The sequence below is a fragment of the Gordonia sp. Z-3 genome (assembly GCF_036233855.1).
In the GTDB taxonomy this organism is placed as follows: domain Bacteria; phylum Actinomycetota; class Actinomycetes; order Mycobacteriales; family Mycobacteriaceae; genus Gordonia; species Gordonia tangerina.
In genome coordinates this window covers 247,596-260,638 of record NZ_JAZARS010000007.1, presented here as the reverse complement: position 1 = coordinate 260,638, position 13,043 = coordinate 247,596, and the positions used below count along the sequence as shown (strand labels likewise).

Genomic DNA, 13,043 nt, shown 5'->3' with positions numbered 1-13,043 from the left:
TCAATACCTACCATGGGAGGAGTAACGATCCGAAGGTGAGGAAGCGTGACCGAATCTCACACAGGTGGACCCCACGCCGGTCTGCGTCTGATGGCGGTGCATGCGCACCCGGACGACGAATCGAGCAAGGGTGCCGCCACGTCCGCCAAGTACGCGGCGGAGGGACATGAGGTGCTCGTCGTCACCCTCACCGGCGGTGAGCGCGGCGACATCTTGAACCCGGCGATGGATCGCCCGGGCGTCAAGGAACGGATGAGCGAGGTCCGCCAGGAGGAGATGGCGAACGCGGCAGCCGCGCTCGGCGTGGCACAGACCTGGCTGGGCTTTGTCGATTCCGGCCTGCCCGAGGGTGACCCACTGCCGCCGGTGCCGGCGGGTTCATTCGCCGACATCGACATCGAGGAGCCGATCGAGGCGCTCGTCCGCGCGGTGCGAGAGTTCCGGCCGCACGTAATGATCACCTATGACGAGCACGGCGGCTATCCGCATCCCGATCACATCCGCGATCATGAGGTCTCGGTCGCGGCCTACGAGCGCGCCGGCGATCCCGACGCCTACCCGGATGCCGGAGAACCGTGGACCGTCTCGAAGCTCTACTACACGCACGGTTTCATCAAAGACCGCATGGTCTTGTTCTCCGACGAGTTCGAACGCCACGGCCAAGAGAGCCCGTTCAAAGAATGGCTCGAGCGGTGGGAGCGCGACCCGAGTCGCGGCGACCTGATGGGTCGGGTGACCACGCAGGTGGAGTGCGCCAAGTACTTCCCGCAGCGTGACGATGCCCTACGTGCCCACGCGACCCAGATCGATCCGAACGGGGTGTTCTTCGCCGTTCCGCTGGAATGGCAGCAGCGGCTGTGGCCCACCGAGGAGTTCGAGCTGGCGCGGACGCGGGTGAAGACGTCGATCCCGGAGACCGACCTGTTCGCCGGAATCGAGGAGCCGTGAGCGTCCTGGACCCGATGACGTTGACCGCCGGTGTCCAGTTGCTGGCGGCCCAGGAACCCGAGGGACCCGAGTTCGGCAAGGCCTCGCCGCTCGGATTGTTGGTCATCATCGTTCTGCTGGTGGCCACGGCCTTCCTGATCAGGTCGATGAACACGCAGCTCAAGAAATTGCCCAAGAAGTTCGATGCCGACCACCCGGAACCGGATCAGGCGTTCGACGACGGCACTGACTCCGTGGATCCGGACGAGGGCGCCGGGAGCGAGGGCGCCGGCAGAACCGGGCGTCGGCCGGACACAACAGATGGGGTGCAGGCCGATGAGCGAAGGAAAGCCGACACCTAACCTGCTCGGCAGTTCGACCAGTCCGTACCTGCGCCAGCACGCCGACAACCCGGTCGCCTGGCAGGAGTGGGGCGACGATGCGCTGGCGGAGGCGGCACGACGCGATGTGCCGATCCTGCTGTCGGTCGGTTACGCCGCGTGCCATTGGTGTCACGTGATGGCGCATGAGTCGTTCGAGGACGACGTCATTGCCGCGCAGATGAACTCCGATTTCGTCTGCATCAAGGTCGACCGGGAGGAACGGCCCGACATCGACGCGATCTACATGAACGCGACGGTGGCGATGACCGGCCAAGGCGGCTGGCCGATGACGTGCTTCCTCACGCCGAGCGGTGAGCCGTTCTATTGCGGCACCTACTTCCCGTCGACCGCGCGCGGCGGCATGCCGTCCTTCCCGCAGATAATGAGTGCGGTCAGCGAGGCCTGGGTCCAGCGTCGCGACGAGATCGCCGAGATGGGACGCAAGGTTCGCGATCATCTGCACGCCAACAGTGCCGCCTTACCCGTCGCCGATCTGGATGTCGACGATCGCCTGGTCGACCATGTCGTCGCGACCACGCTCGACGACGAGGATCGCGCGGCCGGTGGATTCGGTGGGGCCCCGAAGTTCCCCCCGTCGGCGTTGCTCGAGGGACTGCTGCGCGCTTCGGAACGTGACGGCGATCGCGCCGCTGTGGATGCGGTCGGCCGGACGTGTGCGGCGATGGCGCGCGGCGGTATCTACGATCAACTCGCCGGCGGATTTGCTCGCTATTCGGTCGACAATGACTGGGTGGTGCCGCATTTCGAGAAGATGCTGTACGACAACGCGCAACTCATCCGGGTCTACGCCCACCTCGCGCGTCGGACCGGCGACGTACTCGCGCGGCGGGTCACCGAAGAGACCATCGAGTTCCTCCGTCGCGATCTCGCGGTGGGCGGTGGCTTCGCCTCTTCGCTGGACGCCGATGCCGACGGGGTGGAGGGCTCCACCTACGTGTGGTCCCCGCAGCAGCTCGCCGACGTGCTCGGCGCCGACGACGGACTCTGGGCGGCAGAGGTTTTCGGCGTCACCGAGACGGGAACGTTCGAACACGGGACGTCGACGCTGCGGTTGCCCGATGACGTCGACGATCTCGACCGGCTCGCGTCGGTGCGGGCCCGGCTGTTGGCCGCGCGTGCGCAGCGGCCGCAACCGGCCCGCGACGACAAGGTCGTCACCGCATGGAATGCGATGGCCGTCACGGCGCTCGCCGAGGCGGGGGCCACGTTCGGCCGCGCGGACTGGATCGACCTCGGCGCCTGGTGTGCGCGGGCGCTGCTCGACACCCACCTCGTCGACGGCACCCTGCGGCGCTCCTCTCTCGACGGGCATGTCGGCGCACCGGTGGCGGCTCTCGACGATCACGCGGCGCTCGTCACCGCTCTGCTGACCTTGCATCAGGTCACCGGTCAGACAACCTGGCGTGACGAGGGTTTGGCGGTTCTCGATGCGGCGATCGAACTGTTCGCCGACGTTGCCGAACCGGGTGCCTGGTACGACGCGGCAGGCCATGACCTGGTCGCCCGTCCGCGCGATCCCGTCGATGGTGCGACTCCGGCAGGCGCCTCCCTCATCGCCGAGGCGTTGCTGGCTGCTTCTGCGCTCGCGAAGTTCGGTCCGGCCAGTCGCTATGCCGAACTGCTCGATCAGACACTCGCGCGCTCGACCGTGCTGTTGGCGAAGGTGCCCCGATCGGCAGGGCATTGGCTGGCCACCGCGGTCGCCCGGCTGCAGGGTCCGCTGCAGATCGCGGTGGCCCAGTCCGATGACAGTTCCGGCGAGCTCGCCGCGGCCGCACGCATCGCCGCGCCGGGTGGGGCCATCGTGGTAGCGGGAAAACGGGATTCGATACCGCTGCTGGATGGCCGTGGTCCGGTCAATGGTGCTGACGCCGCATATGTCTGCCGCGGAACGGTGTGTGACCTCCCGGTCACCGACCGAGATGCCCTGGCCGCCAAGCTCTGACCGCGTCATGGATGAGGCAAGGGTATTCCGGGTACGAACCGCCGAAGCCGATGATGCCCGGGCCGTCGTCGAGTTGTGGGGCGGCGTCGCAGCCGAAGGCCGCTGGATTCTGCGCGAAGCTCCGCTCGACATCGACGCGACGATGGGCGAGTTCCGGGATGCGCTCGCCTCGGAAAGTGCACATCCGGTGGTGGCGGTGACCTCGACCGGCCGAATCATCGGTAGTGCCATCGGCTTCGATCAGCATCCCGCACCGATCACATTCGGAATGCATGTGGCGATCGATCAGCGTCGGCACGGAGTGGGGACCGCGCTGTTGCAGTCAGTGCTGGCCTGGGCAGGCGAACGTGGATCGCACAAGGTGGTGCTGGAGGTGTGGCCGCACAACCATGCGGCGATCGCGCTGTACGAACGACACGGATTCGTCCGGGAAGGTCTGCGTCCCGCGCAGTACCGTCGTCGCAACGGTGAGCTCTGGGATGCGCTCGAGATGGGTTTACATCTGGTGTAGTGCTGTGCGGTGTCGTCCGAGCGGACCATTGTCCGGCCCCGGGAGCGCACAGTATCGTGGCAGGATGTCCCGGGCCGCGCGGCACCATCGGGGTCCCATCAGGGCGACATCTTCGGTGATCTGGGTGCTGGTCGTGCTCGTCTGCGCGGGTTCGATGGGCGCGCAACCTGTCACCGGGAATGCGGCGCCACCGATTCGGATGGTGGCCCTGGGTAATTCGTACATCTCCGGCCAGGGTGCGGATGACTACCGATCGGTGCCGGCCGACACGTCGTCGTACCGATCGGGTACCACCGGCCCGAACAACTACTGTTTCCGGAGCCGTCACGCGGCCGTCGAGATCGTCGCGGATCGGCTGGGGGCGCAGCTGACCAATGCGACATGCGCGGCCGCCGAGCCGCGACACGTCGATCAGATCGCGCAGTTCGACGAGGGACGTCAGATCGATCATCTGGAGCGGGCCGCCGACATCGTCGTGATGCAGGTCATCGGCAATCCGGAGTTTCTGAATGTGGTTGCGTGCGTACAGCTCAGCGAATGTGATGCGCGGACAGTCGAGCGGTCGATGGCCGTCCTCGATGGCGAACAACGGCGGCATGAGCAACGAATCCATCGCGAGGTGAGGGCACGGGCACCGCAGGCGCGGATCTATATTCTCAGCGCCCCGCAGGTGGTGCCGCGGCCGGGACAGGAGTATCACGCTCGGTGCGGTTGGTTCATGTCGGATCGGGAAGTGGTGCTGTTGAACGCATTCGTCGACAAGATCGACGAGATCTCACGCACCAATGCGCAACTTTTCGGCGCGACATTCGTCGACCTCGACGGCGCCGACTCGCCGTGGCGCGCGCAGCGGCACGATCTGTGCAGCGCCCAACCATGGGTGTGGGGGCCGCGACTGCATGCGCCCCAGTACGAGCCGGACAGTCTGTCGTTGCGCAACTGGTCGTTGGGCAGCTATCACCCGACAAGGGCGGGACAGTCGGCCACCGCCACAGTCCTGTTCGATGCCATCGGTTTACGAGAGCCCACCGGCTCGTGAGCTGACGGTCCGGGTCGAGCTGATGGTGGGGGGCCCGAGCTGATGGTTGGGCCCCACGTGCGACTCAGTGGTCACAACGCTCCGTGGGTGGCGGCCGCACCTTCGGGGCCCACCAGCGTGCACAGCCGGCGATCGCTGCCGAGTTGCATCAACATCGCCGCGCCGGCCGGCCGTAGATCAATGGCCGAGCCCTGCCCGATCGGCCAGCCCAGGAAGCGACAGACGAAGGATCGGGAGAAATGGCCGTGGGAGACGACGACAACGTCGCCGTCGGTGAGACGCTGCTCGACGAGGTCCACGGCCCCGTCGACCCGGCGGGTCATGTCCTGCACCGATTCACCGCGCGGCCCACCGGCGGTCCAGATCGTCCACTCCGGATCGCCGTCGGCGTGGATCTGCGCGCGAGTCAGTCCTTCGTAGTCGCCGTAGTCCCACTCGGCGAACCGGTCGTCGACCTCGTCGACGGTGAGACCGGCCAGTTCGGCGGTCCGCCGTGCCCGGGTGCGCGGGGAGGCGAACACGTAAGGGTCGGTCAACCCGAGCCGGTCGGTGATCCCGGCCAGCGCGCGGGCGTCTTGTTCGCCACGCGCGGTCAGGTCGATGTCGGTGCGACCGGTATGGCGGTCGGTCAGCGACCATTCGGTCTGTCCGTGCCGGATGAGCAGGACGCGGCGGTTGATCTGCGACGATGCGCTGGTGCTGTGGTCGGTCACGAGGACGAGCGTACGGCCTCCGCCAACTGATCCACCGCCCAATCGATTTCCTCGCGGGTGATCACCAGCGGCGGAGCGAGTCGTAGCGTCGACCCGTGGGTGTCCTTGGCCAGCACGCCACGCTCGGCCAGTCGCAGACAGACGTCCTTCCCGCTGCCGAGGGAGGGCTCGACATCGATGCCGGCCCACAACCCCAGTCCGCGCACCGCGACCACACCGCTGCCGACGAGTTCGCCCAGTCGGGCGTGCAGGTGTGCGCCCAGTTCGGCCGCCCGGTGTTGCCAGGTCCCGTCGGCGAGCATGTCGACCACGGTATGGCCCACCGCTGCCGCCAGCGGGTTACCGCCGAAGGTCGATCCGTGCTCGCCAGGGTGCAGCACGCCCAGGACGTCGGCGTCGGCGACGACCGCCGACACCGGCAGGATGCCGCCGCCGAGCGCCTTGCCCAGGGTGTAGACGTCGGGTTCGACATTCCAGTGCGCGCAGGCGAAGGTGGTGCCGGTGCGGCCGAGTCCGGACTGGATCTCGTCGGCGATCATCAGCACATTCTGACTGGTGCACAGGTCTCGCACACGCGGTAGATAATCCTCTGGCGGCACGATGATGCCGGCCTCGCCTTGGATCGGTTCGAGGAGCACCGCCACCGTGTTCTGATCGATGGCGGCCGCGACCGCGTCCGCGTCACCGTAGGGGACCTGTATGAAACCTGGTGTGAAGGGACCGAATCCGGTGCGTGCCTCGGGATCGTCGCTGAAGCTGACGATGCTGATGGTTCGGCCGTGGAAGTTGCCGCCGGCAACGATGACCGTGGCGGCACCGTCGGCGACGCCCTTGACGTCGTATCCCCACTTTCTGGCGACCTTGATCGCGGACTCCACGGCCTCGGCGCCGGTGTTCATCGGCAACACCATGTCCTTGCCGCACAGGGTCGCCAGCGCTGCGCAGAACGGCTCGAGTCCCGCAGAGCGGAAAGCGCGGCTGGTGAGGGTGACCCGCCCGATCTGATCGAGAGCGGCCGCGACGATCCGCGGATGGCGATGCCCGAAGTTCACCGCAGAGTAGGCGCCGAGACAATCGAGGTAGCGGCGTCCGTCGACGTCGGTGATCCAGGCGCCCTCGGCGGATGCGGCGGTCACCGGCAATGGCGAATAGTTGTGCGCCACATGTGGTTCACTCGCGGACACCACGTTCACCTCCCTGTCGGAGCCCCTCAATTCTAGGGTGCAGCACTTGACTCCGCCGCCACCTTTGAGCAGTTCGGACATGTCGACGAGCACCGGTTCGAAACCGGTCGTTCGCAGTGCGTGTGCGAGTGCCGGTGCCGCATCGGTCATCACGACTCGGCGACCATCGGAGACGAAGTTCAGACCCAGTGCGAACGCGTCGGCGTCGGCGGCGATGATCGCGGTGGGGAACAGTGCGGCGAGCACCGCTTGCGAGGCAGGCGAGAAGGCGGGCGGGTAATAGGCGATCAGATCGTCATCGAGCACACCGAGTGCGGTGTCGAGGTGATAGAAGCGTGGGTCGACGAGTTCGAGTGTGATGACCGGTATCCCGGTCAGCGTGGCCACCTCGGCGTGGGTGGCGGGGTCGGTGCGGAATCCGGTGCCCGCAAGGATGCGGTCGCCGACCACCAGGAAGTCGCCCTCGCCTTCCTGGACGCCGGTGGTGCGGTGTACCGGTCCGAGGCCGTTGGCGGCGAACCAGTCGGCATAGTGATCACCTTCTGCCGCCCGCTCGTCGAACGCGAAGCGCGCGGCGATCGTCGCACCCGCGACGCTGAGACCGCCGTTGGCCGCGTAGACCATGTCGGGCAGGCCGGGTTGGGGATCGACCCCGAGCACGGTGTGCCCGAGTGACTCGTAGACCTCGCGAAGGTGGCGCCACTGCGAGATTGCGCGGTCGGTGTCCACCGGCACCGTGGGGTCCATCCAGGGGTTGATCGCGTAGTCGACAGTGAAATGGATCGGCGGGGTCATCGCATAGGTGCGCACCCGGGGAAACCGGGTGGTCGCGGACACGGCGGCAGGGCTCGTGATCGTCATGAATCGACGCTAGCCTGGGTCGATGATGCAAACAATCGTCGAATCTTGCTGCTCTATGCAATAGAGTGTGCATCATCTGTCGTGAAACGGAGATGTGTTGCGTGAACTCGATGAGTTGGATGAGAAGGTGCTCGCCTGCCTGACCCGCGACGCCCGGGCCACCTACGCGCAGATCGGTGACGTGGTGGGACTGTCGGCGCCGGCGGTGAAGCGACGGGTGGATCGTCTCGTCGAGGATGGTGTGGTCAAGGGATTCACCATAGTGATCGATCCATATGCGATGCAGTGGACCACCGAGGCGTATGTGCAGGTCTCGTGTCGCGGCAACATCTCGCCGCAGGCGCTCAAGGATGCGTGGGAGCCGATTCCCGAGGTGGTCAGCGCCGCCACCATCACCGGTCAGGCAGACGCGATCCTGCGGGTGCGCGCCCGAGACGTCCGTCATCTCGAGCAGGCGCTCGAGCGGATCCGTAGTGCCGGTCCCGTGGATCATTCCGAGTCGATCATCGTGCTGAGTCAGCTGATCGACCGAGGTCATCCGTGACTGCGATTGGTCGTCATCTGGCGTCGTGCTAGCCTGGTCGCCGTGATGAACACCGCACGCGTCTATTGGCGCTTTATCGAGGCTCCGGGTGGGGCCGCGATGAAGCGCTGAATCGCCGCGCGCGTAACACCCGGAGCCCCGAGCAGCGACCGTCAGGTTGCTGCTTTTGTCATTTCCAGGCCTCCGGTGACGTACGAACAACCAGGGGCCACCCGATACGACCGGGCCTGACCCCGAAAGGCATGACGTGACCACCATCTCGGACTTGACCGCCGCCGAATCCACCTCGGACCGCCGGATCAAGTCGTTCCGCTCCATCCCGTCTCCGGACACCATCCGCACCGAGTTGCCGCTGACGTCGCGTCGTGCGCTGACCGTGCAGCGTGACCGCGAGGAGGTCGCCGACATCCTCGCCGGCCGCGACGACCGCCTGCTGGTGGTGGTTGGTCCCTGCTCCGTACACGACCCGATCGCGGCCATCGACTACGCACGGCGACTGGCGCCGTTGGCCGCCGACCACGCGGACCGACTGAAGATCGTCATGCGGGTCTACTTCGAGAAGCCGCGCACCACCGTCGGCTGGAAGGGCCTCATCAACGATCCCGGGATGGACGGTTCGTTCGACGTCGAGCGTGGCCTGCGCACCGCGCGCTCGCTGCTGCTCGACATCATCGACCTCGGTCTGCCCGTCGGGTGTGAGTTCCTCGAGCCGACCAGCCCGCAGTACATCGCCGACGCGGTGGCCTGGGGTGCGATCGGCGCCCGCACAACCGAGTCACAAGTGCACCGGCAGCTGGCCTCGGGCCTGTCGATGCCGATCGGCTTCAAGAACGGCACCGACGGCAACGTGCAGGTGGCCATCGACGGCGTCAAGGCGGCAGCCGCCCAGCACGTCTTCTTCGGTGTCGACGACTTCGGACACGGTGCGGTCGTCGAGACGGCGGGCAACGACGAGTGCCATGTGATCTTGCGTGGTGGCACGACCGGACCCAATCACGATCCCGAGTCGGTCGCGTCTGCGGTCGCCGCGCTGGCGAAGGCCGGTCTGCCCGAACGGATCATGATCGACTGCTCGCATGCGAACTCGGGCAAGGACCACATCCGCCAGGCCGAGGTCGCCGAGGAGATCGCCACCGCCATCCGTGCGACCCGGACGTCGGGCGCACCGGTGACGATCAGCGGTGTGATGTTGGAGAGCTTCCTCGAGCCTGGCGCGCAATCCCCGGACGACGAACAGTTGACCTATGGGCAGTCGGTGACCGACAAGTGCATGGGCTGGGAGGCCAGCGCCGCCGTGCTAGCGACGCTGGCCCGTAGCTGAGCGACCTCGGCAGGTGAGTGCCCCCGACCGATGGTGGTCGGGGGAGACTCACCGGGTGATCGCAGCCGTCAGCTCGCCCGCGCCCTGTCGGCGCGAGTTGGCTGAGCAGCCCGAACAGCAGACCCGAGTCGCCACACCTCGCGGGTCTCGGTCACCTGGTAGGCGGTCTGCACATCGGCCGGCGCGGTGATCTCGACCTTGTTGGTGACGCCGGCGTCTCGCGCCACGGTCAGCATGCGGTCGAGCTGCACCGCCTGATCGGCGGCGGCCCTTGCGATAGCGGGCGATCCAGAGCGCCAGCCCGCGGGTGTCGGCAGGCAGGACGCCGGGCCGTCAGACGATGTCGACCTCGGGGCGTCCCGTCTCGGTGGTGACCACTGCCCGGGTGTGCAGACGCTCGGCCGGGCTGCCGATCGAGTCGGCCACCCGGAATTCGGCGTCCCAACGGTCACGCTGCAGCCGGTTGAGGACATAGCCACGCTGGGCGTTGCCGAAGCGCACGTGGGGTGATGCGGCCTTCAAGGCGCGGTCGGAATCGTCGCTATCGCGGCCATCGGCCCCCGATGCGATCGATGTGCCGGCCAACTCGACACCGATGGTGGGGGATTCGTCGCGATAGCTGGTGCGGAGGTCGGTCACCACGTTGCGGTGGATGTCGCCGACGACGGACACCAGATCGGTCACGCCGCGCTCTCTTGCACCGTCGAGTATACGGGCCCGGCATGCCTCATATCCGCTCCAACCGTCCATGCTGACCGCGCGCCGACCGTCGAGGGTGCGGGCGAGGTCGGCGATCGGTGTCTGATGGGCAAGCACGTTCCAACGGGCCTCGCTGCGTGCGAATCCGTCGAGCAGCCAGCGTTCCTGGATGGGACCCAGGATGGAACGACGCGGGTCGGCAGTGGCGGCGTCCTGCGGGGCGTCGACGTCGCCGTTGACCTGGTCACTGCGATGGCTGCGGGTGTCGAGCACACTGAACTCGGCGAGGGTTCCGAAGCGCAGGCGACGGTGGGCGCGGATGTCGGCGCCGTACGGACGGTGGGCCAGGCGGACCGGTGTGTGTTCCCACCATGCTCGCAGGCCGTGGGCGCGGCGGACGAGGAAGTCGGGGACAGTCATGCCGTCTTCGGGTATGTCCGCCGCCCAGTTGTTGTCGACCTCGTGGTCGTCGAAAGTGGTGACGAATGGGCTGGTCCGATGGATCTGCTGGAGGTGCGGGTCGAGTTTGTAGAGGGCGTATCGATCGCGGTAGTCGTCGAGATCGAGACATTCACGTGCCGCGGATTCGGGCATGGCCGTGGTGTGACGACGACCGCCGCCGCGATTAATGGGTTTCTCGTAGATGTAGTCGCCGAGGTGGAACACCACGTCGGGGGCGTGTGTGGCCATGTCGGCGTAGGCGACGTAGTAGCCGTCGGCCCACGACTGGCAGGAGGCGAGCGCGAAGGTCATCGGTGCGTCCGTACCGGCGGCGTGTGCGGTGACGGTTCGACCGACCGCAGATCGCTCGCCGAGAGCGGCGAATCGATAGAAGTACTCCCGACCCGGCTCCAGCCCCCGGACGTCGACGTGCACGGCGTGGCCGTTCTCCGCGGTGGCCGGAGCGTGTCCGTGGCGCACCGGTCGCGTCATCGCCTCGTCGGCGGCCACTTCCCAGGCCACCTCGATCGGACGGGCGCCCATCCCGCCGCCGCGGGCCAGTGGTCGCGGGGCGAGGCGTGTCCACAGCACGACGCCATCGGGCAGCGGATCGCCAGACGCCACCCCGAGGGCGAACAGGGGGCTGTCTGGTGCCGACGCACCAGTCGACGAGGCGGTGTCACCGAGGATGCCGGGCGTGAATGCGAGAGCGGCGACGGCCCCGCTCCAGCTCAGGAATCGACGGCGGGTCATGCCGATTCGGAGAGTGCGGTCTCCGCAGAGTTCGATGTCCGGCACGCCGCTGGGCATGGCGCCACCCGATCAGGCGCGGCTGGACGGGGTGCGACGGACACCTGGCCGGCGGGTGATGGATCGGTGAAGACGAGTTGGGGAAGGGTCGGCGGCCCGAGGCTCAGGCGGCCAGCACCAGCCAGACGGCGATGTAGTGGAGTGCCGCGGCGACGGCGGTGCAGGCGTGGAACACCTCGTGATGGCCGAATGTGGATGGCCACGGGTTGGGCCAGCGGGCCGCGTAGAGGATGCCGCCGACGGTGTAGAACACGCCACCGGCGGCGAGCAGGATGATCACCGCCCAACCGGCCTCGGTGACCAGGGCGGGTGCGACCACCACGATCACCCAGCCGAGCAGGACATACAGCGACACGCCGAGCCATCGGGGGGCTGCCGGCCACGCGAGTTTGAGCGCGACGCCGGCAACTGCGCCCAGCCACACAATGCCCAGGACCCACCAGCGCACATCTGCGGGCAGTGCCATCGCGCAGAACGGCGTGTAGGTGCCGGCGATGAACAGGAAGATCATCGAGTGGTCGGCGCGTTTCATTCGGACCCTCGCCCGTGGCGTGCGCCAGGGGATGCGGTGATAGCTCGCGCTGACCGCGAACACACCGAAGGTGGTGAGCGCGTAAATCGCACATGTCATGGCGGCGAAGGGGCCGCGCATGATCACGGCGCCGACGACCACGGCGAACCCGGCGCAGATGGCGGCCATAGCCGCGTACTGATGGATCACGCCCCGCATCCGCGGCGGGACGGGTGCCGAGGTCTCATGCGCCAGGAAGGTCACGGAACCTACGGTACCGTAACTTTTGGAGCGGATAAGATCAGGCAGCGATGAAACTTCTTCCCGATCGGCTCCGACGTCCCATGCTCAGCGTGTACGAGCGTCGGCTCATCCAGCTGATGGACACCTCCCGGTTGCCCCGTCATGTCGCGATCATCTGCGACGGAAATCGGCGGTGGGCGCGCGAGGCCGGATTCGAGGACGTCAGCCACGGTCACCGGGTCGGTGCGCAGCGCATCGCCGAAATGCTGTCCTGGTGTGCTGGGCTCGACATCTCCACGGTCACCATCTACCTGTTGTCCACAGAGAATCTGCAGCGGACGTCGGACGAACTCGACGCGTTGATGGAAATCGTGCCCGACATCGTCGACGAGATTTCCGGACCGGACGGCAACTGGTGTGTGCGGATCGTCGGCAATCTGGCGGGGCTGCCCGAGCCGGTCGCCGAGCGGCTGCGTCGGGCGTCGGAGCGCACTGTCGATCGAGTTGGTATGAACGTCAACGTCGCAGTCGGCTATGGCGGCCGCCAGGAGATCGTCGACGCCGTGCAGTCGTTGCTGGCCGACCGTCTCGCTGCGGGCGCGACCGGGGAACAGATGATCGATGCGGTGACGGTCGATGCGATCGACGAGCACCTCTACACCAAGGGGCAACCGGATCCCGACCTGGTGATTCGCACTTCGGGTGAACAGCGACTATCCGGATTCCTGCTGTGGCAGAGCGCCTATTCGGAGATCTGGTTCACCGACGCGTACTGGCCCGAGTTCCGTCGGGTCGACTTTCTTCGGGCACTGCGTGACTATGCGGCACGGAGTCGTCGTTTCGGCAAGTGACCCGCGGATTCGGTCCGATAGGTGACCGCGATTCGGCCG

General features: G+C 67.0%; 13 protein-coding genes. 8 read left to right on the top strand and 5 right to left on the bottom strand.

Features of this window, described 5'->3' with window-relative positions:
• Nucleotides 1-45: 45 nt before the first annotated feature.
• The 5 genes from mca (at nucleotide 46) to VX037_RS10625 (ending at nucleotide 4,826) form a co-directional block, all read left to right on the top strand.
• Nucleotides 46-948: a mycothiol conjugate amidase Mca gene (mca, locus tag VX037_RS10645; RefSeq protein ID WP_235723655.1), complete on the top strand. Its 903-nt coding sequence runs from the start codon at nucleotides 46-48 to the stop codon at nucleotides 946-948.
• Nucleotides 949-962: 14 nt separating this feature from the next.
• On the top strand, nucleotides 963-1,289 hold the full coding sequence (locus VX037_RS10640; RefSeq protein WP_266059895.1) for a hypothetical protein: 327 nt from the start codon (nucleotides 963-965) through the stop codon (nucleotides 1,287-1,289).
• On the top strand, nucleotides 1,264-3,276 hold the full coding sequence (locus VX037_RS10635; RefSeq protein WP_287014687.1) for a thioredoxin domain-containing protein: 2,013 nt from the start codon (nucleotides 1,264-1,266) through the stop codon (nucleotides 3,274-3,276). Before VX037_RS10640 ends, VX037_RS10635 begins: the two co-directional genes overlap by 26 nt.
• 7 nt (nucleotides 3,277-3,283) lie before the next feature.
• Nucleotides 3,284-3,787, top strand: a complete 504-nt coding sequence (locus VX037_RS10630; RefSeq protein WP_287014686.1) for a GNAT family N-acetyltransferase — start codon at nucleotides 3,284-3,286, stop codon at nucleotides 3,785-3,787.
• Between the two features lie 64 nt (nucleotides 3,788-3,851).
• Entirely contained in the window at nucleotides 3,852-4,826 is a 975-nt protein-coding gene (locus VX037_RS10625; RefSeq protein ID WP_287014685.1) for a GDSL-type esterase/lipase family protein, read from the top strand.
• 71 nt (nucleotides 4,827-4,897) lie between these two features.
• Here the strand turns inward: VX037_RS10625 and VX037_RS10620 are convergent, their stop codons facing one another.
• Together VX037_RS10620 and rocD are read right to left on the bottom strand one after the other, a co-directional pair.
• Nucleotides 4,898-5,539: a histidine phosphatase family protein gene (locus VX037_RS10620; RefSeq protein WP_287014684.1), complete on the bottom strand. Its 642-nt coding sequence runs from the start codon at nucleotides 5,537-5,539 to the stop codon at nucleotides 4,898-4,900.
• On the bottom strand, nucleotides 5,536-7,584 hold the full coding sequence (rocD, locus tag VX037_RS10615) for an ornithine--oxo-acid transaminase (protein ID WP_287014683.1): 2,049 nt from the start codon (nucleotides 7,582-7,584) through the stop codon (nucleotides 5,536-5,538). Before rocD ends, VX037_RS10620 begins: the two co-directional genes overlap by 4 nt.
• A 97-nt stretch (nucleotides 7,585-7,681) precedes the next feature.
• Here rocD and VX037_RS10610 point away from each other — a divergent pair, with 97 nt between their 5' ends.
• Together VX037_RS10610 and VX037_RS10605 are read left to right on the top strand one after the other, a co-directional pair.
• Entirely contained in the window at nucleotides 7,682-8,128 is a 447-nt protein-coding gene (locus tag VX037_RS10610) for an Lrp/AsnC family transcriptional regulator (protein ID WP_266059616.1), read from the top strand.
• Nucleotides 8,129-8,375: 247 nt separating this feature from the next.
• Nucleotides 8,376-9,449 carry a 3-deoxy-7-phosphoheptulonate synthase gene (locus tag VX037_RS10605; RefSeq protein WP_266059614.1) on the top strand — a complete coding sequence of 358 codons (1,074 nt, stop codon included), beginning with the start codon at nucleotides 8,376-8,378 and terminating at the stop codon, nucleotides 9,447-9,449.
• Between the two features lie 68 nt (nucleotides 9,450-9,517).
• Here the strand turns inward: VX037_RS10605 and VX037_RS10600 are convergent, their stop codons facing one another.
• From VX037_RS10600 to trhA, 3 genes are all read right to left on the bottom strand, one after another.
• A complete protein-coding gene (locus tag VX037_RS10600) occupies nucleotides 9,518-9,700 on the bottom strand; it encodes a hypothetical protein (protein WP_287014682.1) in 183 nt (60 codons plus the stop codon).
• Nucleotides 9,701-9,782: 82 nt separating this feature from the next.
• Nucleotides 9,783-11,399 (bottom strand): alkaline phosphatase D family protein, encoded by a 1,617-nt coding sequence (locus VX037_RS10595; protein ID WP_287014681.1) that lies wholly within the window; start codon nucleotides 11,397-11,399, stop codon nucleotides 9,783-9,785.
• A gap of 103 nt (nucleotides 11,400-11,502) precedes the next feature.
• Nucleotides 11,503-12,129: a PAQR family membrane homeostasis protein TrhA gene (gene trhA / locus VX037_RS10590; protein WP_235723752.1), complete on the bottom strand. Its 627-nt coding sequence runs from the start codon at nucleotides 12,127-12,129 to the stop codon at nucleotides 11,503-11,505.
• Nucleotides 12,130-12,221: 92 nt separating this feature from the next.
• On the opposite strand from trhA, the gene VX037_RS10585 reads away from it, so the two are divergent.
• Nucleotides 12,222-13,004, top strand: coding sequence for an isoprenyl transferase (locus VX037_RS10585; RefSeq protein ID WP_235723664.1), 783 nt, complete (start codon nucleotides 12,222-12,224; stop codon nucleotides 13,002-13,004).
• Nucleotides 13,005-13,043: the final 39 nt, after the last annotated feature.